This window comes from Rhizobium sp. K102 (genome assembly GCF_022385315.1).
GTDB lineage: Bacteria > Pseudomonadota > Alphaproteobacteria > Rhizobiales > Rhizobiaceae > Rhizobium > Rhizobium croatiense.
Genome location: NZ_CP092436.1, coordinates 604,013 through 628,228, shown reverse-complemented (window position 1 = coordinate 628,228; position 24,216 = coordinate 604,013). Strand labels below are relative to the sequence as shown.

General features: G+C 61.6%; 20 protein-coding genes and 2 pseudogenes. 9 read left to right on the top strand and 13 right to left on the bottom strand.

Translation table 11 applies throughout. The features are described 5' to 3' along the window. Positions 1-10: 10 nt before the first annotated feature. From MHI61_RS08995 to MHI61_RS08985, 3 genes are read left to right on the top strand one after another with little or no spacing between them, the layout of a single operon-like run. The gene (locus MHI61_RS08995) at positions 11-967 is read left to right on the top strand and encodes a DMT family transporter (protein ID WP_239791727.1); all 957 of its coding nucleotides are present in this window, start codon (positions 11-13) and stop codon (positions 965-967) included. Positions 968-983: 16 nt separating this feature from the next. Further along, complete coding sequence (locus tag MHI61_RS08990; RefSeq protein WP_239791726.1) at positions 984-2,186, top strand: CaiB/BaiF CoA-transferase family protein; 1,203 nt, start codon at positions 984-986, stop codon at positions 2,184-2,186. Continuing rightward, complete coding sequence (locus tag MHI61_RS08985) at positions 2,183-3,841, top strand: thiamine pyrophosphate-binding protein (protein ID WP_239791725.1); 1,659 nt, start codon at positions 2,183-2,185, stop codon at positions 3,839-3,841. Before MHI61_RS08990 ends, MHI61_RS08985 begins: the two co-directional genes overlap by 4 nt. A 66-nt stretch (positions 3,842-3,907) precedes the next feature. On the opposite strand, the gene MHI61_RS08980 is transcribed toward MHI61_RS08985, so the two are convergent. The 3 genes from MHI61_RS08980 to MHI61_RS08970 all read right to left on the bottom strand — a co-directional run bounded on the left by MHI61_RS08980 (position 3,908) and on the right by MHI61_RS08970 (position 5,575). Next, complete coding sequence (locus MHI61_RS08980; protein ID WP_239791724.1) at positions 3,908-4,252, bottom strand: RidA family protein; 345 nt, start codon at positions 4,250-4,252, stop codon at positions 3,908-3,910. A 73-nt stretch (positions 4,253-4,325) separates the two neighbouring features. Next, positions 4,326-4,664: a TIGR01244 family sulfur transferase gene (locus MHI61_RS08975; RefSeq protein ID WP_012484529.1), complete on the bottom strand. Its 339-nt coding sequence runs from the start codon at positions 4,662-4,664 to the stop codon at positions 4,326-4,328. A 71-nt stretch (positions 4,665-4,735) separates the two neighbouring features. Then, a complete protein-coding gene (locus MHI61_RS08970; RefSeq protein WP_239791723.1) occupies positions 4,736-5,575 on the bottom strand; it encodes a DUF4432 family protein in 840 nt (279 codons plus the stop codon). Positions 5,576-5,832: 257 nt separating this feature from the next. Here MHI61_RS08970 and MHI61_RS08965 point away from each other — a divergent pair, with 257 nt between their 5' ends. Further along, entirely contained in the window at positions 5,833-7,233 is a 1,401-nt protein-coding gene (locus tag MHI61_RS08965; RefSeq protein WP_239791722.1) for a L,D-transpeptidase, read from the top strand. Positions 7,234-7,303: 70 nt separating this feature from the next. Here the strand turns inward: MHI61_RS08965 and MHI61_RS08960 are convergent, their stop codons facing one another. The 6 genes and pseudogenes from MHI61_RS08960 to MHI61_RS08935 all read right to left on the bottom strand — a co-directional run bounded on the left by MHI61_RS08960 (position 7,304) and on the right by MHI61_RS08935 (position 14,983). Next, positions 7,304-8,017, bottom strand: a complete 714-nt coding sequence (locus MHI61_RS08960) for a ParA family protein (protein ID WP_239791721.1) — start codon at positions 8,015-8,017, stop codon at positions 7,304-7,306. Between the two features lie 233 nt (positions 8,018-8,250). Continuing rightward, the gene (locus tag MHI61_RS08955; RefSeq protein ID WP_239791720.1) at positions 8,251-9,405 is read right to left on the bottom strand and encodes an iron-containing alcohol dehydrogenase; all 1,155 of its coding nucleotides are present in this window, start codon (positions 9,403-9,405) and stop codon (positions 8,251-8,253) included. Continuing rightward, positions 9,402-10,787, bottom strand: a complete 1,386-nt coding sequence (locus MHI61_RS08950; RefSeq protein WP_239791719.1) for an aldehyde dehydrogenase family protein — start codon at positions 10,785-10,787, stop codon at positions 9,402-9,404. The genes MHI61_RS08955 and MHI61_RS08950 overlap by 4 nt, the downstream gene beginning before the upstream one ends. 237 nt (positions 10,788-11,024) lie before the next feature. Further along, complete coding sequence (locus tag MHI61_RS08945) at positions 11,025-12,392, bottom strand: glutamine synthetase family protein (protein ID WP_239791718.1); 1,368 nt, start codon at positions 12,390-12,392, stop codon at positions 11,025-11,027. Between the two features lie 143 nt (positions 12,393-12,535). Then, positions 12,536-14,093: pseudogene (locus tag MHI61_RS08940) on the bottom strand (amino acid permease). Positions 14,094-14,212: 119 nt separating this feature from the next. Continuing rightward, positions 14,213-14,983 carry an N-formylglutamate amidohydrolase gene (locus MHI61_RS08935; RefSeq protein WP_239792810.1) on the bottom strand — a complete coding sequence of 257 codons (771 nt, stop codon included), beginning with the start codon at positions 14,981-14,983 and terminating at the stop codon, positions 14,213-14,215. A 169-nt stretch (positions 14,984-15,152) separates the two neighbouring features. Here MHI61_RS08935 and MHI61_RS08930 point away from each other — a divergent pair, with 169 nt between their 5' ends. From MHI61_RS08930 to MHI61_RS08910, 5 genes are all read left to right on the top strand, one after another. Beyond that, positions 15,153-16,025, top strand: coding sequence for a MurR/RpiR family transcriptional regulator (locus MHI61_RS08930; protein WP_097578767.1), 873 nt, complete (start codon positions 15,153-15,155; stop codon positions 16,023-16,025). 189 nt (positions 16,026-16,214) lie between these two features. Beyond that, positions 16,215-17,318, top strand: coding sequence for an ABC transporter substrate-binding protein (locus MHI61_RS08925; RefSeq protein WP_097578765.1), 1,104 nt, complete (start codon positions 16,215-16,217; stop codon positions 17,316-17,318). Positions 17,319-17,389: 71 nt separating this feature from the next. Beyond that, positions 17,390-18,283 carry an ABC transporter permease subunit gene (locus MHI61_RS08920; protein ID WP_239791717.1) on the top strand — a complete coding sequence of 298 codons (894 nt, stop codon included), beginning with the start codon at positions 17,390-17,392 and terminating at the stop codon, positions 18,281-18,283. Further along, positions 18,280-19,068 carry an ABC transporter permease gene (locus MHI61_RS08915; protein WP_239791716.1) on the top strand — a complete coding sequence of 263 codons (789 nt, stop codon included), beginning with the start codon at positions 18,280-18,282 and terminating at the stop codon, positions 19,066-19,068. The genes MHI61_RS08920 and MHI61_RS08915 overlap by 4 nt, the downstream gene beginning before the upstream one ends. 12 nt (positions 19,069-19,080) lie before the next feature. After that, complete coding sequence (locus MHI61_RS08910) at positions 19,081-20,142, top strand: ABC transporter ATP-binding protein (RefSeq protein ID WP_183836998.1); 1,062 nt, start codon at positions 19,081-19,083, stop codon at positions 20,140-20,142. Positions 20,143-20,218: 76 nt separating this feature from the next. Here MHI61_RS08910 and MHI61_RS08905 read toward each other — a convergent pair. The 4 genes and pseudogenes from MHI61_RS08905 to MHI61_RS08890 all read right to left on the bottom strand — a co-directional run bounded on the left by MHI61_RS08905 (position 20,219) and on the right by MHI61_RS08890 (position 24,084). Next, positions 20,219-21,219, bottom strand: a pseudogene (locus MHI61_RS08905) (ABC transporter ATP-binding protein). A 10-nt stretch (positions 21,220-21,229) separates the two neighbouring features. Then, on the bottom strand, positions 21,230-22,291 hold the full coding sequence (locus tag MHI61_RS08900; protein WP_239791715.1) for a Gfo/Idh/MocA family oxidoreductase: 1,062 nt from the start codon (positions 22,289-22,291) through the stop codon (positions 21,230-21,232). Next, on the bottom strand, positions 22,288-23,127 hold the full coding sequence (locus MHI61_RS08895; protein WP_239791714.1) for a carbohydrate ABC transporter permease: 840 nt from the start codon (positions 23,125-23,127) through the stop codon (positions 22,288-22,290). The genes MHI61_RS08900 and MHI61_RS08895 overlap by 4 nt, the downstream gene beginning before the upstream one ends. A 9-nt stretch (positions 23,128-23,136) precedes the next feature. Continuing rightward, entirely contained in the window at positions 23,137-24,084 is a 948-nt protein-coding gene (locus tag MHI61_RS08890; RefSeq protein WP_239791713.1) for a sugar ABC transporter permease, read from the bottom strand. Between the last annotated feature and the right edge of the window lie 132 nt (positions 24,085-24,216).

Here is a 24,216-nt window from a genome sequence, read left to right as displayed (position 1 = left end):
GAATTCCACTATGAGCAGTACCTCCGCCCGGCCCGTTTCGTCCCCTTCCGACGTGACGATGGGGCTTGCGCTGATGTTTCTTTCGGTGATGTTCTCGCCGCTCATCGATATCTTCGCCAAACTTGCCGTCGTCACCATCCCCTCCGCCGAGATCACCGCCGGCCGCTTCGCGGTGCAGGCGCTCTGCATGCTGCCGATCGTCATATGGCGGTGCAGCTTTGCCGATTTCTCCTGGCGCCAGAGCCTGTTCCATGCCATCCGCGGCGCGATCATCACCATCTCGATGATTTCCTTCGTCACCACGCTGAAATACATGGCGGTCGCCGATGCGATCGCGATCTTCTTCGTCGAGCCGATCATGGTGACGATCCTCGGCGGCATTTTCCTGAAGGAGGTGATCGGCTGGCGGCGCTACACCGCCTGCGGCGTCGGCTTCTTCGGGGCGATGCTGATCATCCAGCCGAGTTTCAACGAAGTCGGCTACATCGCGCTCCTGCCCATCCTCAGCGCTCTCTGCATCGCCATTTTCGTGCTGATGACCCGCGTTCTGTCGCACAAGGAAGATCCCTGGGCGATGCAGTTCCAGATGGGCCTCTGGGGCCTCATCTTCTGCACCCTTCTGCTTCTTGCCGGCGATGGCAGCGGCTCCGATATCTTCGATCCCGTCATGCCGGCAGGCAGCGCCTGGTTCTATGTCGCCGGCGTCGGCGCCATGGCCGCGATAGCGGGCATCTTCGGCGTCTACGCCTATCGCGCCGCACCGGCTTCGACGCTGGCGCCGCTGCAATATTTCGAGATCGTCTCGGCCACGATCTTCGCCTGGCTTGTTTTCGGCGACTTTCCGGATGCGATCAAATGGCTCGGCATCATGATCATCATCGCCTCCGGCATCTACATCCTTTGGCGCGAGCGCCGCTTTGCTTCCAAACCCGTATCCGATACATCTGAGGTGACGCTGGCGCCGTAGATTGCCCGGGAGGACCATGACCGAGAGCCTGACGAAAAAACCGCCGCTTGCGGGAATCCGGGTGATCGAGCTCGCCCGCGTGCTGGCCGGCCCCTGGGCGGGACAAATGCTCGCCGATCTCGGCGCCGATGTCATCAAGGTCGAAAATCCCGACGGCGGCGACGATACGCGCCAATGGGGCCCGCCCTTCGTCGAAGGTGCCGACGGCGAAAATCTCTCGGCCGCCTATTACCACGCCGCCAATCGCGGCAAACGCTCCATTGCCGCCGACCTGAAAAGCCCCGAAGGCCAGGATCTCGTCCGCCGCTTGGTATCCACTGCCGACGTGGTGATCGAGAACTTCAAGCTCGGCGGCCTCGTCAAATACGGGCTCGATTACGACAGCCTGCGCAGACTGAACCCGAAGCTCGTCTACTGCTCGATCACCGGCTTCGGCCAGACCGGCCCCTATGCCAGCCTCGCCGGCTACGATTACATCGTCCAGGGCATGTCCGGCTTCATGTCGATCACCGGCGAGCCGGACGGCCAGCCGATGAAGGCGGGTGTGGCGATCGCCGATATCTTCACCGGCATCTATGCCGTCTCGGCAATCGAGGCCGCCCTGATCCATGCTTTGAAAACCGGCGAAGGCCAACTCGTCGACATGGCGCTGCTCGATGTGCAATCGGCCGTGCTCGCCAATCAGAACATGAACTACCTCGTCTCCGGCGCTGCACCGACCCGGCTCGGCAACGCCCATCCGAATATCTCGCCCTATGAGGTCGTGCCGGCGGCCGATGGCTACCTCATTCTTGCCGTCGGCAATGACGGCCAGTTCGCTCGCCTCTGCACCATCCTCCGCCTTGAGACGATCGCCGCCGACCACCGTTTCGCCACCAACAGGGCCCGGGTCGGCAATCGGGCCGAGCTGCGCCGGCTCGTTTCGACCGAGACGCTGAAATGGCAGAAAGCGGACCTGTTGAAGGCCTGCGAAGAGAACGGGGTGCCTGCCGGCGCGATCAATACGATCGAGGAGATGTTCGCCGATCCGCAGGTGCGCGCCCGCGGTCTGCGGATCGATCTTGCCGATGCCGCCGGCACGCTCATCCCCGGGGTCAGGACGCCGGTGGTGCTGTCCGAGACGCCGCTGCATTACATCAGGCCGAGCCCGCGCCTCGACGAACACAGGCAAGAAATTCTGGCGGAGCTCGCCGAGCGCGAGAGGGAGACATCGTCATGAAGAAGACCGGCGGGGAACTGATCGTCGATGCGTTGAAGGCCAATGGCGTCAAACGCCTCTCCTGCGTGCCCGGCGAGAGTTTCCTCGCCGTTCTCGATGCCCTGCGTGACAGCGATATCGATGTCCTCGTCTGCCGCCAGGAGGGCGGAGCGGCGATGATGGCGGATTGCTGGGGCAGGCTGACCGGTGAACCCGGCATCTGCATGGTCACCCGCGGCCCCGGCGCCACCAATGCTTCCGCCGGCCTGCATATATCAAGACAGGATTCGATCCCGATGATCCTCTTCATCGGCCAGGTGCAGCGCGAAGCCCGCGAGCGCGAGGCCTTCCAGGAAGTCGAATTCCGCCGCGCCTTCACCGAATTCGCCAAATGGGTCGGTGAGATCGACGATGCCGCCCGCATTCCCGAGTTCGTCACCCGCGCCTTTGCGATCGCAACCTCCGGCCGCCCCGGCCCCGTCGTGTTGACGCTGCCGGAGGATATGCTGCGCGACGAAGTCGAGGCGCCCCGCCCCAAGCGTTACGTCAGCGTCGAGGCACATCCCGGCCGCAGCCAGATCGACGATCTCTATGTCAGACTGCTGAAGGCCGAGCGGCCGATGGTGATCCTCGGCGGCACGCGCTGGGATGCCGATGCCGTCGCCGATTTTGCAGGCTTTGCCGAGCGTTTCCAGCTTCCCGTCGGCTGCTCCTTCCGCCGGCAGATGCTGTTCGATCATCTCCATCCCTGTTACGCCGGCGATGTCGGCATCGGCATCAATCCGGTCCTCGCCAAGGAAATCAAGGAAAGCGACCTGCTGATCCTTCTTGGCGGCCGCATGTCGGAAATGCCGTCCTCGTCCTATACGCTGATCGATATCCCCTACCCCCAGCAATCACTGGTGCACGTCTATCCCGATGCTTCCGAACTGGGACGCGTCTACCGCCCGGATCTCGCTATCTGCGCCGCTCCTGATAATTTCGTCGCCGCGCTCGCCGATCTCGAAGCGCCGGCCGAACCGCACTGGGCGGAGCGCACGCAGCGCATGCATCAGGCCTATCTTTCCTGGTCGAAGCCGCCGGCAACAGGTCCGGGCGCCGTTCACATGGGCCCGATCATGGAATGGCTGGAGGCCAATACCGCGGCGGATACGATCTTCACCAACGGCGCCGGCAACTACGCCACCTGGCTGCACCGCTTCCATCGTTTCCGCCGTTTCAACACCCAGGCCGCCCCGACATCCGGCTCGATGGGTTATGGCCTGCCCGCCGCCGTCGCCGCCAAACGGCTCTTTCCCGAGCGCGAGGTCATCTGCTTTGCCGGCGACGGCTGTTTCCTGATGCACGGCCAGGAATTCGCGACCGCCATCCGCTACGGCCTGCCGATCATCGCAATCGTCGTCAACAACGGCATGTACGGCACCATCCGCATGCATCAGGAACGCGAATATCCCGGCCGCGTCAGCAGCACCGATCTGACCAATCCCGATTTCGCAGCCCTTGCCCGCGCCTATGGCGGCCACGGCGAGACGGTGGAGCGGACAGAGGAATTCGCCGCAGCCTTCGAGCGGGCGCGTGACAGCGGCAAGCCGGCGATCATCGAAGTCAAACTTGATCCCGAGGCGATCACGCCGACCCGCACGCTCTCGGAAATCGCGCAAACAAAAAGCCGGTAAGCCCGTGACCGCCCCCATTCGGATTGGTCACGCACCTACCGGCTTTGATGCAATTCAGCAGTGAGCTTAGTCGATCGCGGCCGTGACGATGAACTCGACCTTGTATTTCGGCGCAGCGAGCTTGGCTTCGCTGGTGGCGCGGGCGGGCGGATTGGCCGGATCGATCCAGGCTTCCCAGGCGGCGTTCATCTCGGCGAAATAAGCGATGTCGGAGAGATAGACGATCGTCTGCAGGATCTTCGACTTGCTGCTGCCTGATGCAGCCAGCAGGCGGTCGACTTCGGCAAGCGAGGATTTGCACTGGTCGGTGACGCTTTCGCCCTCGCCGACCTGGCCTGCGAGATAAACCGTGTTGCCGTGAATGACGGCGCCGCTCATGCGTGCGCCGACGTCGATACGCTTAATGCTCATCATAGTCTCCTGAGTGAATGGAAAAGTGACGGCGCTGCGGTGCAGCGCCGGAAAATCGGCAGCCGGAATGGGCCTAGCTGCGGATATGGTGGGTCTTCTGGTAGATCGCCGTCGAGCGGGCGCCGGAGCGGCAATAGCCGAGCATCGGCCGCGGGAATTCATCGAGCGCATCGACCATGCCCTGCACCGCCTCCTCGGTCACGCCCATTGGCCCAACAGGCACATGGGTGATCTCGAGGCCGAGTTCCCGCGCGCGCGCCTCGATGACCGAGAACGAGGTCTGATCCGGGCTCTCATGGTCGGGGCGGTGGCAGACGATCGATTTGAACCCCAGCGCCTTGATCTCGTCGAGGTCCTCGAGCGTGATCTGGCCCGAAACCGAATATTCATCGTCGATCTGGCGAATATCCATCGTCCTGTCTCCTCATAAATCCTAGGCTGAAGGTCTACGACGGAGGCTGGCGAGCGTCAACAACACTTCACTCAGAGGAAGGCAAAGCTCAGCACGTAGCTGCGGCTTTCGCCGGGCGCCAGCATATTGAATTCGCCGGCGGCCTCGAGCTCGTCACGCAACATCCAGCGATGCGAGACCGGCTCTATTCCGATGATATGGGCCGGCGCCTTCTGGTTCCGCCAGACCTGCAGATAGGGCAGCGTATCGGCACGGAAGCGCACACTCAGTGTCCTGCCGCCGATCGCGGCGATCGGTCCGAGACGGACCTCCGCCAGGCCCGCCTCCGTCGCCGGCGCCGGCACGCAGAAGATACCGCCCGGCTCCTCGCCGAATGCCCAGGGGAAACCGCCATTCTCCAGCATCCGCCCTTCGAGCCGCGTGCCCGCGTCGAGCCATTTGCCGCCGGTGTTGATGTGATACATCAGGAAGGTCGGCACCGTCCGGTCGCTGATATTGACGACCCGGTCCTCGAGCCGTACTTCGCCGGTCGCCCCGTCGATCCGCCATAGCCGCTCGATGCGCTGCGGCAGTCCCTCGACGGTGACAATGTCGATATCGGCGCGGCATTCGGCATTGCCGTTTTCGTATTTCGTCCACAGCACCTTGGCCGCATGGCCTGAGGCCGATCCGTGCAGCGGATAGACCTTGCCGTCGGCCCGGCCGGCAATCGGCTGGCGATGGCGGATATGATCCGGCCCGCAAGTGAAGAGGAAACCTTCGAGCGAGTGATCGATTCGCGGATCGCCGTCATCGGGGATGGCGCGCTTCGGCGCGATGTCGACGCCTTCGACGATGCATCCGCCGATATCCAGCACCGATGTTTCATCGAGCATCAGACGCGGCCCGCTTGCGGCGGCAAATTCGATCATCTCGGGGTCTCCTCAGGGATTTATCGGCCGCTGTAGGGTTAGGTTTCGCACTGCCCTTCGTCAATCCGCGCCGTTTCCATCTTGTGTTTTTGCCGCAACCATGGATTTTGCGGAACTGACGCAGAGACGCAAACGTTTATGAGTAAAAGGAAATCTTAGTGATTTTCATATTTTGTTCAGCACGGTTTCATAAATTCCACACTAGCGTCAAAATTCGCGGGTGTGTGTCGGCCCAGTCACTGTTCGAGGTGTGAGACGTGAATCGCTTTTTGAAGTCGGCATTTTCGCTTGCGGCCGTGCTGGCAGCCTTTGCGGCTGCAGCACCGCAGGCAGGCGCGCAGCAGTTTCGTGACCGCCGGCAGAGCGACGTCGTCCTGGTCACGCCGACCGGCGAAATCCTCGACTATGTCCCGCGCGGCTATATCTACGCCCGCGACCGCAGCGGCAATCGCGTGCTGATCGACGACTACGGCAATGTCGTCGCCACCGAGATGCGCGCCCGCGGCTACTACCCGCCGCGGCCCGGCCCGAGCGACGTCTACGCCGACCAGAACGGCAACGATCCCTATTATGCCGACGACAATTCCTATGGCGATACGCGTTATTCCGAACGCGGCGCCGTCACCGGCGGCATTCCGCGCGACGCTGCGATCGAACGCCAACCGCTCGGCGAGGAGCCCTTTCCTGACGACAACAGCATCGGCAATCCGCAGTCGGGCGACGATTACGCCTCGATCGAGCCTGACCAGCAGATTCCGCCTGCCGACGCGCCCACGACCGCACCCGACGAACCCGTCATCACGCTGAAGAACAAGTCGAAGCCTGAAATCGTCGCGCTGCAGGTCTTCCTTGATCGCGCCGGCATCTCGCCGGGCGTCATCGACGGCCATATGGGCTCGAACGTCACCAAGTCGATCTATGCCTATGATCAAATGACCGGCTCGAAGCTCGACCCGAACAATACCGACGCCATCCTTGAAGAACTGCGCATGAACGGCGGTCTGCCGGTCGTCAGCTACACGATCACGCCGGCCGATGCCGCCGGCCCCTTCGTCGCGGCGATCCCGGAAGACTATTCGCATAAGGCGCTGCTGCCGTCGCTTGCCTTTACCTCGACCACCGAAATGCTGGCCGAGCGTTTCCACATGGACGAGGCCTTCCTCAAGGAGATGAACCCCGGCGCCGATTTCAGCGTCCCCGGCACGGTCATCAAGGTCGTCAATCCGGGCGAGCCGAAGAGCGGCGAGGTCGCCCGCATCATCGCCGACAAGGGCCGCAAGCAGGTCTTCGCCTATGACGGCGCCGGCAATCTCATTGCCGCCTATCCGGCATCGATCGGCTCCACCGACACGCCCTCCCCGTCGGGCACCGTGACGGTCGAGCGCGTCGCGTTCAATCCCGGCTATACCTATAATCCGAAGATCAATTTCCAGCAGGGTGCCAACGATAAGATCCTCAACATTCCGCCCGGCCCGAATGGCCCCGTCGGCACCGTCTGGATGGCGCTTTCCAAGCCGACCTACGGCATCCACGGCACGCCCGAGCCCTCCAAGATCGGCCGCACCCAGAGCCACGGCTGCATCCGCCTGACCAACTGGGACGCAACCGAGCTTGCCAAGATGGTCAAGCCTGGCGTGACAGTCGAATTCGTCGACTGAACCATTCCGACGATAACGCGACAAGGCCGCCGGATCGCTCCGGCGGCCTTGTCGTTTCATGTGGGAGATTTCAGGCGGCCGAGCGGACCATCGGGCTCGTTGCGTAGGCGGGTGCCGTCAGCCGGACCGGCAGCTTGCTCATCATCTCCTCGGCGAAACAGGTCGCGTTCTCGCGCGCCTTGTCGAGATTGCTAACGCGCGAGGGGTCGATCGTGTGCAGCGTGCCGCCACAGTCGAAGATGTCGCGGAAGGCGGAGCGTTCGATGATCGCAGTATCCAGCACCGGCACATGCCGCTCGCTGAGCAGCGACTTGACGAGCTGCAGCGCCCGGGTCGTCACCATCGAATTGACCCGGGTCAGCACCACCGAATGGCCGATCTTGATGCCCGCCTTCTCGTCCAGATATTGCAGCAGTTCGAGCACCTGGGCGCCACCGCGCGCATCCATCGCACAGCCCTGGATCGGGATCAGCACATGGTCGGAAAGGCCGATGGCGGTGGCAAGCAGCGGGTTGCGCGCACCCGGCAGGTCGACGATGAAATAATCGGTATTGTGCTTATTCTCGCTGATATGCTGCGGCAGTGAAGCGGTGGTCACGAAATCGATCACCGAAATATTGGGCACGTGACCCGAGATCTCGTGCCAGCGCGAAATCCAGTGCTGCGGGTCGGCGTCGAGAATGGTGACGCGGAAACCCTTGCGGGCAAGCTCGGTCGCGAGCAGCAGAACAGCGGTCGTCTTGCCGGCGCCGCCCTTGGTGTTTGCGAATGTGATGACGGGCATGTTCGGTCCTCGAAAGAAAATGGTGCGAGCCGGAATTGCTCTTTTACGCACCATCGGAGAGCATCGTGCGGTTAATTCATCCTTTCTAATCATGGTTAACAAATTCTAAATACGCGCGGCAAAATTGCAGCTGGTATTTTTCACATCGCTAAAATTCAGAATGTCCCCGAAATCGAAAAAGCCCGAAAAGCCAAAGCTTTCCGGGCCAATCCGCGGGTCCGCTCTCTATCGTCTCAGAAGCAATCCCTGAACAGCGCCTTGGTGTTTTCGAGCGTCATGGCAACCGGGTTGCCGCCGGCACTCGGATCCTCGATCGCCATGGCCGACAATTCGTCGATGCGGTCGGAGGCGATTCCCATTGCCGTCAGCGTTTCCGGCACGCCGAGATCGGAGCGAAGCTTCAGCACATAATCGTAGAAGCCGTCGAAACCGCCCGAAATGCCGAGATAGGCGGCGGCCCGGCCGATCTTCTCCTCGATCGCCTTGCGATTGAAGCGCAGCACCGCCGGCATAACAACCGCATTGGTCATGCCGTGATGGGTGTTGTAGACGGCGCCGATCGGGTGCGACAGCGCATGGATGGCGCCGAGCCCCTTCTGGAAGGCGACCGCGCCCATGGCGGCGGCCGCCATCATGTTGGCGCGGGCTTCAAGATCGGTGCCTTCCCGATAGGCGCGCGGCAGGAATTCCTTGACGAGCCGCATGCCTTCGAGCGCGATGCCAGCCGACATCGGGTGATAGAAGGGCGAGGAATAGGCTTCCAGGCAATGGGCGAAGGCATCCATGCCGGTGCCGGCCGTGATGATCTTGGGCATGCCAACCGTCAGTTCCGGATCGGAGACGACGACTCCAGGCAGGAACTTCGGATGAAAGATGATCTTCTTCACATGCGTTTCGGAATTGGTGATGACGCTGGCGCGGCCGACTTCCGAACCGGTGCCTGCCGTCGTCGGCACAGCGACGATTGGGGCAATGCCCTCGAGGCTCGCGCGCGTCCACCAATCGCCGATATCCTCGAAATCCCAGACCGGCCGGGTCTGGCCGGCCATGAAAGCGACGCACTTGCCGAGGTCGAGGCCCGAGCCGCCGCCGAAGGCGACGACACCGTCATGGCCGCCATCTTTGAAGGCCTTGACGCCGGCTTCGAGGTTCTTCTCGTTCGGGTTCGGATCGACATCGGCAAAAATCGCCCGGCCGAGGCCGGCATCTTCGAGGATGTCGAGTGCGTTCTTGGTAATCGCCATCGAAGCGAGACCGCGATCGGTGATCAGCAGCGGCTTTTTGATGCCGAGGCTCTTGCAGGCGTCGGCCAGTTCGCTGATGCGGCCCCGGCCGAGCTTAACAGACGTGGGATAGCTCCAGTTTGCGGTAATGTTGCTGCTGCTCATGCTGTGACTTTCTTCAGGTGGAAGGATTTCGGACGGGTCAGATTCTGGAAACCGATGATCGACAGCGAGCCGCCGCGGCCGGTTTCCTTGACTCCGGTCCAGCAAAGCGCCGGATCGAGATAGTCCGCGCGGTTCATGAAAACGGTGCCGGTTTCGATCTCGCGGCCGAGACGCCCTGCCCGCTCGGCATCTTTGGTCCAGAGCGAGGCCGTCAGCCCGTATTGGCTGTCGTTCATCAAGGCGAGTGCCTCCTCGTCGCTCTTCACCTTCATGATGCCGACAGCCGGACCGAACGTCTCCTCGCGCATGAAGGCCATGGAATGGTCGACATCGACGAGAACCTGGGGTGCAAGATAGGCGCCGCCGTCATCCTGCGGGAAAAGTTTCGGGTCGACCAGCGCCTTGGCGCCCTTGGAAAGCGCATCGGCGATCTGCTCGCGCACCACCTTGGCGAAACGCTTGTTCGCCATCGGCCCGAGCGAAGTCTCGGGATCAAGCGGATTGCCGAGCTTGTAGTTCGACACCCAGGCAACCGACTTCTCGACGAAGGCGTCGTAGAGCGATTCATGCACATAGACGCGCTCGATCCCGCAGCAGCACTGGCCGGAATTGTAGGTGGCGCCGTCCATCAGCGTATCGACGGCCGCCTCGAGATCGGCGTCTTCCATGACGTAACCCGGATCCTTGCCGCCGAGTTCGAGGCCAAGACCGGTGAAGGTGCCGGCAGCCGCTCGCTCCATCGACCGCCCGCCTTCGACCGATCCGGTGAAGTTGACGAAATTGAAACTGCCGGCGGCAATCAGCGCTGAGGTCGTTTCGTGATCGAGGAAGACGTTCTGGAACACGTCCTCTGGAACACCGGCCTCGGTAAAGGCCTGCACCAGCCGCTCACCGACGAGCAGCGTCTGCGAGGCATGTTTCAGCACCACCGTATTGCCGGCCATCAGCGCCGGCGCGATCGTGTTGATCGCCGTCATATAGGGATAGTTCCACGGCGCGACGACGAAGACGACGCCATGCGCCTCGCGCTCGATACGCCGCTCGAACCGCTCGCTCTCCTCGACGACAACGGGCGCCAACGCATCGGCAGCGATCGAGGCGACATAGTTGGAACGCTCGTTGAATCCCTTGTATTCGCCGCCATACTTGATCGGCCGGCCCATCTGCCAGGCAAGCTCCGGCACGACGGTGTCGGACATCTCGTTCAGCCGCGCGGCGCCCTTCAGCACCAGCTGTACACGCTCTTCGAGCGGCCGTTTCGCCCAGGCCTTCTGCGCCTTGCGGGCGCGCAAGACAGCTTCCTTGGCGGCCTCGAGCGAAAGCGCCGGACGCTCCGCGTAAACCGATCCGTCGACCGGTGAAATGCATTGGATCATTGCCATGATCGATTTCCGTCCTCGTATTGATCAAAAATTGAGTGAGGCCGCAGCCCCTCATCCGCCTGCCGGCACCTTCTCCCCGCTCGCGGGGAGAAGGTGTTATGCCGCACCGTTTTCCGAACTCTCAAGCAATCCGTGTGGCAAGTCCCCTCTCCCAAAACGGGGGTCCGAAGGACGGGTCGAGACCAGCGGCTCGGCCCCGGCAGTTAGGGTGAGGGGCAAGCAGCCCGCAATCCCGTACTAAGCTCTTTCGAACCCGCGCGCCACTTCCCAATCGGTGATGCGGCGGTCGTATTCTTCCTGCTCCCATTCGGCAGCGCGGGTGTAATGGTCGATCACCTCGTCGCCGAAGGCTTTGCGCAGCATCGCCGATTCCGTCATCGCCGTCGTCGCCGCCCGCAGCGTGCGCGGGATTTCGCGAATATCCTTGCCGCCATAGGCGTCGCCGACGAAGGGAGCTTCCAACTCCATCTTGTTCTCGATCCCATCGATGCCGGCGGCAAGCAGTGCGGCGAAGGCGAGGTAAGGATTGAGATCGGAGCCGCCGACGCGGCATTCGATGCGGATGCCCTTGGTTTCCTCGCCGCAGAGGCGATAGCCGGCGGTGCGGTTGTCCTTGCTCCAGATCGCCTTGGTCGGCGCAAAGGTGCCGGCCATGAAGCGCTTGTAGGAGTTGATGTAAGGCGCCAGGAAATAGGTGATCTCGCTGGCATGGGCGAGAAGCCCGGCAACATAATTATGCATCAGCGGCGACATTCCGTATTTGCCGGCATGGTCGAAGAACAGCGGTTTTTCCTCCAGGCTCCAGAGCGACTGGTGGATATGCGAGGAACTGCCGGCGGCGTTGTAATTCCACTTGGCAAGGAAGGTGATGGCCTTGCCTTTCGACCAGGCGATCTCCTTGCAGCCGTTCTTGATGATCGCATGCCGGTCGGCCATGGCGAGCGCATCGGCATAGCGCACATTGATCTCCTCTTGGCCGGCGGAAGCCTCGCCCTTGGAGTTTTCGACCGGAATGCCGGCCCCCTGCAGCCCGGTGCGGATCGCCCGCATCACCTCCTCTTCCTTGGTGGTCTGAAAGATGTGGTAGTCCTCGTTATAGGCGCTGGCGAGCTTGAGGTTGCGGTAGCCCGAGGTATGCGCGGCCTCATAAGTCTGGTCGAACAGGAAGAATTCGAGCTCGGAGGCCATATAGGCCTTCATGCCCATATCTTCGAGGCGTTTCACCTGCTTCTTCAGGATTGCCCGCGGCGAATGGGCGACTTCCTCATGCGTGTGATGGTCGAGCACATCGCAGAGCACCAGCGCCGTGCCTTCGAGCCAGGGAATGCGTCGCAACGTCGCCAGGTCCGGCTTCATCGTATAGTCGCCATAGCCCTTTTCCCAGCTCGTCGCCTTGTAGCCGGAGACGGTCTCCATCTCCATGTCGGTGGCGATCAGATAGTTGCAGCTGTGCGTTTCCTTCCAGGCGCTCTCGACGAAATACTCCGCCTGGAACCGCTTGCCCATCAGCCGGCCCTGCATGTCCACCTGGCAGGCGAGAACCGTATCGATGCGCCCTTCGGCGACATCCTTCCTGAGATCGTCGATTGTGTAGCTGCTGCTCATGATTGATCCGCCTGAATTGGAATTGAGAAAATCGGGGCAACGAAATCGCATGCGTTCGGCCGGATGGCGGGCCTGATGCCTTTTCGTTGAACCGGTGGCGGGGCCGCAGGAGCGGCCCCGCCATGAGAGGGAAGTGTCGACGCCTAGTTTTCGCCGCTTTCGCCGACAGCCGCTTCGGCCGCCGCGATCTCGGCTTGGCGCTTTGCCACTTCAGCACCGATCGGCGGACCCTTGAAACGGCGGCTTTCGAAGCCGAACCAGACGATCCCGGTGACCACAAGGAAACCGACGGTGATATAGAGCGCCCATTCGTTCGGCGGCTGAATGCCGAGAATGAAGATCAGGATCATCGCGATGATCGTCAGCACGGCAAACAACTTGAAGACGCCCTCGCCGAGATTCCACGGGCCCATCTTGTCCCACTTCGACGTACCCCAGGCGAATAGGCCGAGAGTGATCGGAATCGCGAAGGAGAAGAACAGGAAGATAACCGTGCACGAGACGACGATCGTATAGACCGGCGTTTCACCGATCGTGACGAGCGAAGAGCCCCAGACAAACAGCACCGACAGGATCGAGCCGGTCCAAATCGCAGCAACCGGCGTGCGGTACTGCGGGCTGACCTTCGACAGCGCCTTCGACGCCGGCAGACCGCCGTCACGCGAGAAGGCGAAGATCATGCGGGAGACTGAAGTAACGGTCGCTAGGCCGCACAGCCACTGGCTGATGAAGATCGCGAGATAGAGGATGTCCTTGACAACAGGATTGACCTGGCTGTCCATCGCCCAGAAGAACACGTTCCAGCCCTGTTTGGCCGCGTCGTCCATGTTCGGTAGCATAAGGACGAAGGCGCACAGCATGATATAGCCGAACAGCGCCGACCACAGCACCGACGAAACCATGCCGCGCGGAACCGATTCTGCGGCTTTGACCGTCTCTTCCGAGGTATGGGCCGAGGCGTCATAACCGGTGATGGTGTAGATCGGCAGCAGCAGGCCGAGAAGGAAGACCCAGGCGCCGGAGTTGGAGGGCCAGACGTTGCCGCCGGCTTCACCGGAATAGTTGGCGAAGGTGAAGAGACGGCTGATCTCGTAGGAGGGCGCCGCGATGAGGCAGACGGCCGCAAGAGCGATCGACGTCGCGAAGATGAGATAACCGGAAAAGTCGGTCAGCTTCGCGGTCAATCCGATGCCCATATGGTTCACCAGCGCCTGCGCGCCGGTGATGATCACCAGAAAGATGATGCGCACCGTCGTCGAGTCGAGTCAGCCCGAGATAGGTCGTGCCGAAGGAGCCCATGAAGAAATAATAGGTGCCGACATTGATGGCGCCGAGCACGGTGACGAGGCCGAGCAGGTTGAACCAGGCGGTCAGCCAGCCGGTGAAGCGATTGCCGAGGATCGAGCCCCAGTGATAGAGGCCGCCCGCCGTCGGATAGGCCGAGCTGATCTGCGCCATGGCGACGGCGAAGACGAGCGAGATGAAGCAGCCGAGCGGCCAGCCGATGCCTATCGCCGCGCCGCCGGCGCCCGAAGTCGCCTGCGCCAGCGAATTGATGCCGCCGGAAAGGATGCAGATGATGGAGAATGAGACGGCGAAGTTCGAGAACGAGCTCATGCGTCGTTCGAGTTCCTGGGCATAGCCCATGGAATGCAGGATGTGCACATCCTGCTTCTTGTCCAGTTCGGAATAATCCGACATGACTTCCCCCTGTTCACGATCGGCCGCGGGATTGCGGGCCGGTTCAGTGCCAATTGCCCGCGGCATTTTCGCCATGCGGACGTCCGCAGTTAAACTGCTCCCTCGGGTCTTCTTTTTTATCAGGCGTCCAGGCTTTGCTGGAGCAGCCCTTTTAGATAGTCGGCCATGACCCCTTGGCCGACATCGTCTGAAATGAGGTCGTTGCGGACCTCGATCATTACATTGCGCAAGCCGTTCGAAAGCCCGTGCAGGATCAGCGTGTGGGTCACGCCGTCCTCGGGTCCGTAAGGCTGGTTGCGTTCCGTCCTGTAGAGCGGCGCCTCGGTGGCGGCGCCCAGCATGCGGTCGGCAAGCCGGCTGTCCTCGTCGTGCAATATGCCGAGCTCGACCGCGCGTTCGCGACCGTGATAAACCGGTGTGAAGCTGTGGATCGTCACGATGACGCTGTCCTGCCCCCTCGCCCGGCGATCGCGGATCAGCCCGCGAACGGCGTCGTGAAAGGGCACGTAGAGCGCGTCGGTGCGCGCAAGCCGTTCCTCGGCGGTCAAATCCTTGTTGCCGGGAATGGCATAGATCTCGCTTTTCTCAGGCATGGCGCCGGGCGAGCTCGGCGGCCGGTTGCAATCGTAGATGAGCCGGGAGAAACGCTGGTAGACGAGCGTCGCATCGAGCCCCTGCGATATGCCGCGGGCGACCGAAAGAGCCCCCGGATCCCAGGCAATATGGCTCGCGAGCGCTTCGCCTGGCAGGCCAAGATCGCCGAATTGGACGGGAAGCGTGTTTGAAGCATGCTCACAGACGAGAAGCACCGGGCTCCGGCCGCCGGCGCGTTCGATCCCGACGCAATCGCCGTCGGCTTCACTGAGGATTTTCGGCCGGGCCAGCACCAAAGGCGCCACTCCTTAACAAATTCCTTATTAGAAAAGAATTCTTCAGGTTCCGACGAGTGTCAAGCATTCTCTGAAAATTTCTTTTCATGACAGTAGTTGACATGGATTGTGACAGCGTTGTTAACTTCGATTGGGAAAATGGCGCCAGACCATCCCGGGGAGCAATCAGGTGACAGTTGCGTCGAAGACGGTTTCGGACGTCATACACTCGCATTTCGGGCTGTTGACGCGTGCTGAAAAGCAACTGGCCGAAAGCCTTCTCGACAATTATCCGGTTTCGGGCCTCGGCAGCATCACCACAATCGCCGAGAATGCGGGGGTCTCGACGCCGACCGTGGTGCGCATGGTGCAGAAGCTCGGCTTCAAGGGCTATCCAGACTTTCAGGCGCACCTGCATCTGGAGGTCGAGGCGACCATCTCCAACCCGATCGCCAAGCACGATCGCTGGGCGCAGAACGCGCCGGGGACCCATATTCTCAACCGTTTTGCCGATGCGATCATGGGCAATCTGCGCCAGACGCTGACCGATCTCGACACCGCGACCTTCGACAGCGTTGCTTCGCTGCTTTCCAATCGCAAGCGCGGCCTCTATTTCGTCGGCGGCCGCATCACCGGCGCGCTTGCCGAATATTTCTTCACCCATATGCAGGTGATCCGGCCGGCGACGACGCTGCTGTCATCCAATTCCAGCAGTTGGCCGCAATATGTCCTCAACATGAATGCCGGCGACATTCTGATCATCTTCGACATCCGCCGCTACGAGCAGGAGATGGTGAGTCTCGCCACCGCCGCCCGCAAGCGCGGCGCCGAAATCGTCGTCTTCACCGATCAATGGGGTTCACCCGCCGCCAAACTTGCCCGCCACGCCTTCCGCGTCCGGATCGAAGCGCCCTCGGCCTGGGATTCCTCCGTCGTCACTCTTTTCATCGTCGAGGCGCTGATCGAGGCCGTTCAGAACTCCACCTGGGACGAGACGAAGGAACGCATGAAGACACTGGAAGGCCTGTTCGAGCAGACCAAGCTTTTCCGCAAACCGGGCTAGGAGGACAAGACCAAAGGGAGGAAAAACAATGGCTGATTTTTACGGAAACAGATCGCGCTGTCGCAAATGATACATCTGTCACAAGCGCCTGCTATTCATGCAAAACCACCGTCATGCAGCCGTCACACAAGCTTCATGTAAGCTCATTAACAGCATCGCCAGACACTGAAAACCCGAAGGAGAACAACAGTGATCTCTAACATTTCTCGACTTCTGTCGCTTTCTACTGCGATGATCGTGGCTTCGACCGCGATTGCCGCTGCAGAACCGAGCGCAGAACTTATCGCCGCCGCCAAGAAAGAAGGCACGCTGACCACGATCGCTCTTCCGCACAGCTGGTGCGGCTATGGCGACGTCATTGCCGGCTTCAAAGCGAAGTATGGTATCGAAGTCAACGAGCTGAATCCGGATGCAAGCTCGGGCGACGAAATCGAAGCCATCAAGGCCAACAAGGGCAATACCGGCCCACAGGCCCCCGATGTCATCGACGTCGGCCTCTCCTTCGGCCCGTCCGCCAAGAAGGACGGCCTGATCCAGCCTTACAAGGTTTCCACCTGGGATTCGATCCCGGACAGCGCCAAGGATGCCGAAGGCTACTGGTACGGCGACTATTACGGCGTTCTCTCGTTCCTCGTGAACAAGGACCTCGTCAAGGAATCGCCGGCCGACTGGGCAGATCTGAAGAAGAGCGACTATGCAAACAGCGTCGCGCTGGCAGGTGATCCGCGCAGCGCCAACCAGGCTGTCCAAGGCGTTTATGCCGCTGGTCTTTCCGCATCGGGCGGTGACGCCGCCAAGGCGGGCGAAGAAGGCCTGAAGTACTTCGCCGAGCTCAACAAGAACGGCAATTTCGTGCCTGTCGTCGGCAAGGCTGCGCCCTTCGCACAGGGCTCCACGCCGATCATCATCGCCTGGGACTACAACGCGATGTCCTGGGGTGAAAGCCTGAAGGGCAATCCTCCGTTCGAAGTCGTCGTTCCGAAGACGGGCGTCGTCGCCGGCGTTTACGTCCAGGCAATCTCCGCCTTCGCTCCGCACCCGAATGCTGCCAAGCTCTGGATGGAATATCTCTATTCCGACGAAGGTCAGCTTGGCTGGCTGAAGGGCTATTGCCACCCGATCCGCTTCAACGATCTTGCCAAGAACAACAAGATCCCGAAGGAACTGCTCGACAAGCTGCCGCCGGCAGCAGCCTATGAAAAGGCTGTCTTCCCGACGCTCGAAGAGCAGGCCGCCGGCAAAGAAACCATCACCAAGAACTGGGATAGCGTCGTCGGCGCCAACGTTAAGTAAACTCCGATCCTGCCTCCCCGCCCCCAAAGGCGGGGAGGTTTTCTCACTCCGATGCCCAGGATGAGCTTTTCATGAGTACCGTTTCAACGCCGATGGTGAGCAGCGCCCCCTTGATCAACAAAGACCGCGTGATCGACTGGCTGGGCATTGCACCCTTCATCATTTTCTCTCTGCTGTTCCTGATCATCCCGACGCTCTATCTCGTGGTGGGCGCATTCCTGACGCCCGAGGGCGATTTCACGCTGAAGAATATCGGCGATCTCTTCACTCCATCAATCATGAGCGCCTACTGGATCAGTATCAAGGTCTCGGTGGCGTCCGCTCTCGGCGGCGCGCTGATCGGCTTCTTCCTCGCCTGGGCCGTCGTGCTCGGCGGCCTGCCCGCCTCGGTGCGCTCGACGCTGCTGACCTTTTCCGGCGTCGCCTCGAATTTCGCCGGGGTGCCGCTCGCCTTCGCCTTCTTGGCAACGCTCGGCCGCACCGGCCTCGTGACGGTGTTCCTCCGGGAATGGTTCGGCTTCAACCTCTACGGCACCGGCTTCAACCTGCTGTCCTTCTTCGGCCTCACCCTGACCTATATGTATTTCCAGATCCCGTTGATGGTGCTGATCCTGACGCCGGCACTCGACGGCATGAAGAAGGAATGGCGCGAAGCCTCGCAGATCCTCGGCGCCACCAACCGCCAATATTGGACGATGGTTGCCTTGCCGATCCTTTGGCCGAGCCTGCTCGGCACCACGCTGCTTCTCTTCGCCAACGCCTTCGGCGCCATCGCTACCGCCTTCGCGCTGACCGGCAGCTCGCTCAACATCGTGCCGATCCTGCTCTATGCGCAGATCCGCGGCGACGTTCTGCACAATGCCAATCTCGGTTACGCCATCGCGCTCGGCATGATCGTCATCACAGGCGTCTCCAACGTCCTTTACCTCATGCTGCGCATGCGCGCCGAGCGGTGGCAGAAATGAAAACACAACGCATTGGAGCCTGGATCGCCATCATTCTCGGCGCATCCTATTTCATCATTCCGCTGCTCGGCACGATCGAGTTTTCGCTGCGCATGCGCCGCGGCGAATACAGCCTCGACGCCTATCAGTCGGTCTTCTCGGACGCCCAGTTCCGCGAAACCTTCGGCTACTCCATGCTGATGGCGCTGCTGACCATCATCTTCGGCATGCTGCTCGTCGTGCCGACGGCCTATTGGGTGCGGCTGCGACTGCCGCAGATGCGCCCGGTCGTCGAATTCATCACGCTGCTGCCGCTGGTCATTCCGGCGATCGTCATCGTGTTCGGCTACCTCAGAATGTACAACTCGTCGTCCTACCTGCCCTTGACGGGTTCGACGACCGGCACCAACGCCCTGCTGGTCTTCTCCTATATCACTCTGTCGCTGCCCTACATGTACCGCGCCGTCGATACCGCCATGCGCGCCATCGACGTCCGCACGCTGACGGAGGCGGCCGAAAGCCTCGGCGCCCGCTGGACGACCATCATGTTCCGCTGCATCTTCCCCAATGTAATGAGCGGCGTGCTATCCGGCGCCTTCATCACGCTCGCGATCGTCATGGGCGAGTTCACCTTCGCCGCCCTGCTCAACCGCCCGGCCTTCGGCCCCTATCTGCAGCTCGTCGGCGCCAACAAGGCCTATGAGCCTTCGGCGCTCGCCGTCATCGCCTTCTCGATCACCTGGCTCAGCATGGGCCTGCTCAATCTCGTTTCCCGTTTCGGCAAAGCCCGCCCGGCAAAGGCTTAAGGTAACCGGCTCATGTCTTTTCTCACACTGAACAATCTCCAGAAATCCTTCGGTCCGGTCCAGGTCGTCAAGAATTTCAACATGAACATCGAGAAGGGCGAATTCATCTCCTTCCTGGGGCCGTCTGGCTGCGGCAAGACGACGGTGCTGCGCATGATCGCCGGCTTCGAAACCCCGACCGGCGGCACGCTGACCATCAACGGCAAGGACCAGAGCGCGCTGAAGCCGAACCAGCGCAATATCGGCATGGTCTTTCAGGCCTATGCGCTGTTCCCCAACATGTCCGTACGCGACAACGTCGCCTTCGGCCTCAAGGTCGCCGGCGCCCCGAAGCCTGAGATCGACGCCCGCGTCAAGGAAATGCTCGGCCTGATCAAGCTCGATCACCTGGCCGACCGCTATCCCTACCAGCTGTCGGGCGGCCAGCAGCAGCGCGTCGCACTTGCCCGCGCGCTCGCCGTCAAGCCGCAGGTGCTGCTGCTCGACGAGCCGCTGTCGGCCCTCGACGCCAAGATCCGCGTGTCGCTACGCGAGGAAATCCGCCAGATCCAGCAGCAGCTCGGCATCACCACGGTTTTCGTCACCCATGATCAGGAAGAGGCGCTGTCGATCTCCGACCGTATCGTCGTCATGAATGCCGGCAAGGCCGACCAGATCGGCTCGCCATTCGAGATCTACAACAAGCCGGCCACGCGTTTCGTCGCCTCCTTCGTCGGCACGCTGAACCTGATCGAGGCCAAGGTCGTCGATCCCGACGCCAACCTCATCCAGATCGGCGATCAGAAGATCACACTGAAGCAGTCGGTCGCAGCTCACAAGGCCGGCGAGACCATCTCGCTGGCGCTGCGTCCGGAAGCGGGCTCGCTCTCCGACACCGCCAGAAGCGATACCGCGCTGACCGGCCAGGTCGTCTCGGCCCACTTCCTGGGCTCGGTCATCCGCACCCGCATGAATGTCGGCGGCAATGTCATCTCCTTCGACATGTTCAACAGCCCCGGCGTCACCCCGCCGCAGGCCGGCGAAACCGTGACGCTGCGTTTCATGGCGGCTGATTTGCTCGTCATCCGCGACTGATTTCGCGCACACCGTTCATGCAAAAGGGCGTCGCGAAAACGGCGCCCTTTTACATCGCTCGGAATGATGGGATCGTTCAGCGGATCGCCCGATCGTCCGCATCGAAGCGATGCACGCGCGTCTGGTCCGGCGTCGCATAGACGATCTCGTCGGGCTCGTACTGATGCTCGCCGAAGAGTCGCGCCGTCAGCAGGCCGTACTGATCGGATTCCAGATAGATGATCGTGTCGGCGCCGAGATGCTCGACATGCACGACCTTCGCCGCCCAGCTCCCCTGCTCGCGCGACAGCGTCATATGCTCGGGACGCACGCCGATCGTCTTGGCGCTGTGGTCGCCGACCTTCTCCCCGCGATGAAATTCATCTGCGGCGAACCGATGAAGCCGGCGACGAAGACGTTGGCCGGGCGATTGTAAAGCTCCATCGGCGAGCCGATCTGCTCGATCGTGCCGGCGTTTAACACCACGATCTTGTCGGCCAGCGTCATCGCCTCGACCTGGTCATGGGTGACATAGATCATCGTCGCCTTCAGGCTACGGTGCAGCCGGGCGATTTCGAGGCGGGTCTGAACGCGCAGCGCCGCATCGAGGTTCGACAGCGGCTCGTCGAACAGGAAGAGTTCCGGTTCGCGCACGATGGCGCGGCCGATCGCGACGCGCTGGCGCTGACCGCCGGAGAGTTCGGCCGGACGCCGTGCCAGATAGGGGGCGAGCGACAGCATGCCGGAAGCCTTGCCGACACGGCTGTCGATCTCGTTCTTGGGCGTGCCCGCCTGCTTGAGGCCGAGGCCCATATTGTCCTTGACCGTCAGATGCGGATAGAGCGCATAGGACTGGAACACCATGGCGATGCCGCGCTTGGCCGGCGGCGTCAGCGTCTCGTCGCGGCCATTGATGACGACGGCGCCCGAGGAGACGTCCTCGAGGCCTGCAATGCTGCGCAAGAGCGTCGACTTCCCGCAGCCCGACGGCCCGACGAAGATGACGAATTCGCCGTCTTTGACTTCAAGGTCGATGCCCTTCAGCACTTCATGCGTGCCATAGGTCTTGCGGATGGATTTGAGTTGAAGCGATCCCACTGATTTTTCCTTACAATCTGACCGGCTGGCCGGTACGCACGCTCTCGTCGGCGGCAAGGCAGATGCGCAGCGACGCCACCGCATCCGCCATATGGCGGTCGAGGTTGAGATCCTCGCGGATCGCCCTCAGCATGAAAGCCTGTTCCAGGTCGCAGAGCGCCTGATGACCGGGCTCGCCCGTCATCCTCATATCCTGGTCGGGCCGGATGAATTTGCCGTCCGGGCCGGTCTCGGCCGTGTGTAGACGGATCACCGAGGTTTTGGTGTGCGTGTCGATATCGTCGGACTTGGCGTTCGGATCCATGACGATCGACACCGCCCCCTTCGGCGACATCACGTCCTTCACGAAGAAGGCGGTCTCCGAAATCATCGGCCCCCAGCCGGCCTCGTACCAGCCGACCGAACCGTCTTCGAAAAGCACCTGCAGGTGGCCATAATTATACATCCCGGCGACGATCTCATCGGAGAGCCGCAGTCCCATGCCGCGCACCTCGACCGCCCTGGCATCGGTGATCTGGCACATGACGTCGACATAATGCACGCCGCAATCGACGATCGGTGAGGTCGTCTGCATCAGCGACTTGTGCGTCGCCCAGGTCGGGCCGCTGGACTGCTGGTTAAGGTTCATGCGGAAGACGTAAGGCGGGCCAAGCTTGCGCGCTTCCTCGATCAGCTTCGTCCAGGACGGGTGATGCCGAAGGATATAGCCGATCACAAGCTTGCGCCCCGCCTTCTTCGCCGCCGCCACGACACGCTCGGCGTCGGCCACAGTGGTCGCCAGCGGCTTTTCGACGAAGACATGGCAGCCGGCATCGAAGGCGGCGACGGCATAATCGGCATGGCTGTCGGAATAGGTGTTGATCGAGCAGAGGTCCGGCTTCAGCTCTGCCAGCGCCGTCATGAAATCGGGATGAATCGTATAGGCCTGCAGCTCGGGCTCCAGCTTCGGCGTCGAGCGATTGACGAGACCGACGATCTCGAAGCCGGGATTGTTGTGATAGGCAAGCGCATGGCTGCGGCCCATATTGCCGAGACCGGCAACGAGAACGCGGATCGGTTTTTCCTGGCTCACTTGACGGCTCCCGAGGTGATGCCGCGGATCAGCTGCCGCGAGAAGATGACGTAGAGGACGAGGATCGGCAGGATCGCCAGCGACAGTGCCGCCAGCACCGCATTCCAGTTGGTGACGAACTGGCCGATGAAGATCTGCGAGCCGAGCGTGACCGTCTTCGTGGCCTCGGAGGGCGCCAGGATCAGCGGGAACCAGAGATCGTTCCAGATCGGGATCATCGTGAAGACCGCGACGGTCGCCATGGCCGGCCGCACCAGCGGCAGCACCAGACGGAAGAAGATCGCGTATTCGGAAAGCCCGTCGATGCGCCCGGCATTCTTGAGATCATCGGAAACCGTGCGCATGAATTCCGACAGGATGAAGATCGCAAGCGGAATGCCCTGCGCGGTATAGACGAGGATCAGCGCCGTCAGCGTATTGACGAGGCCTGCCGCCACCATGCCCTGCAAGATCGCCACGGTGCCGAGACGGATCGGGATCATGATGCCGATCGCCATATAGAGCCCGAGCAGCGCATTGCCGCGAAAACGATATTCCGACAGCGCAAAGGCGGCCATCGCGCCGAACAGCAGCACCAGCAGGATCGAGATGATCGTCACGATGAAGCTGTTCTGGAAATATGTGGCGAAATCGCCCTGGCCGAGTACGGTCTGGTAGCCGACAAGGCTGAAGGTCGACGGTGTCGGGATCATCAGCGGCTCGCGGAAGATCGAGGCGCGATCCTTGAACGAGTTGACGATGGTCAGGAAGACAGGAAACAGCGCGACCAACGTATAGGCGGAGAGCGCCAGATGCACGAGGCCGGTGCGGATGGGAGATGTGCGTGCCTTGGACATGCGCGCTCCTCAGAACTGGTAGCGACGCATGCGCCGCTGGATGACGAAGAGATAAAGCGAGACGCCGGCGAGGATGATGAGGAACATCACGGTAGCGATCGTCGCGCCCATCGAGCGGTCGCCAAGCTGCAGCTGGAAACCGAAGAAGGTGCGGTAGAGCAGCGTGCCGAGAATGTCGGTCGACATGTCAGGCCCGGCCAGCGCCCCCTGCACGGTGTAGATCAGATCGAAGGCATTGAAATTGCCGACGAAGGTCAGGATCGAGATGATGCCGATCGCCGGCAGGATGAGCGGAAGCTTGATCTTCCAGAATTGCGCCCAGCCGGTGATGCCATCGCATTCGGCCGCCTCGATCACCTCTTCGGGAATGCTGAGCAGCGCGGCATAGATCAGCATCATCGGGATGCCGATATATTGCCAGTTGGAGATCAGCGACACGGCGATCAGCGCCGATCCGGGCTTGCCGAGCCAGGGCGCGAACAGGAATTTTAGCCCGATGAGATCGAGCATCCAGGGCGCCACGCCCCAGATCGGCGACAGGATCAGCTTCCAGATGAAGCCGACAATGACGAAGGAAAGCAGCGTCGGCAGGAATATCGCCGTGCGGTAAAAGGCCACCCCGCGCAGTTTCGGCACCGAAAGCAGGGCAGCAAGCGCAATGCCGATCGGGTTCTGCACGCACATATGGATGGCGAAGAAGATGAGGTTGTTGACGAGCGCATTCCAGAAATCACGCGCCCAGCGCGGATCGCCGAACAGCACCTTGAAATTCGCGAGCCCGACGAAGGCCGGCTGACCGTCGACCGTATTGTAGAGCGAAAGCCTGAGCGTCTCGATGAGCGGCAGCACCATGACGGCGGAATAGACGACTACCGCGGGCAGCATGAAGACGAAGATGTGCCAGCGCACCGGGCGCTTGATCGGGACGATATCGATCGCCTTGTCGGTTTCGCTCATGGCTTTTGCCTGTTCTTGTCGAATGGCCGCGAGGCGCAGCTGAGATGGAAAATATGCTCCCGCCCTAACCCTCTATCCGCCTGGGAAGAGGGTACGCGCCCTGATGACATTGGGCTCTGGGAGGTCGCTGCG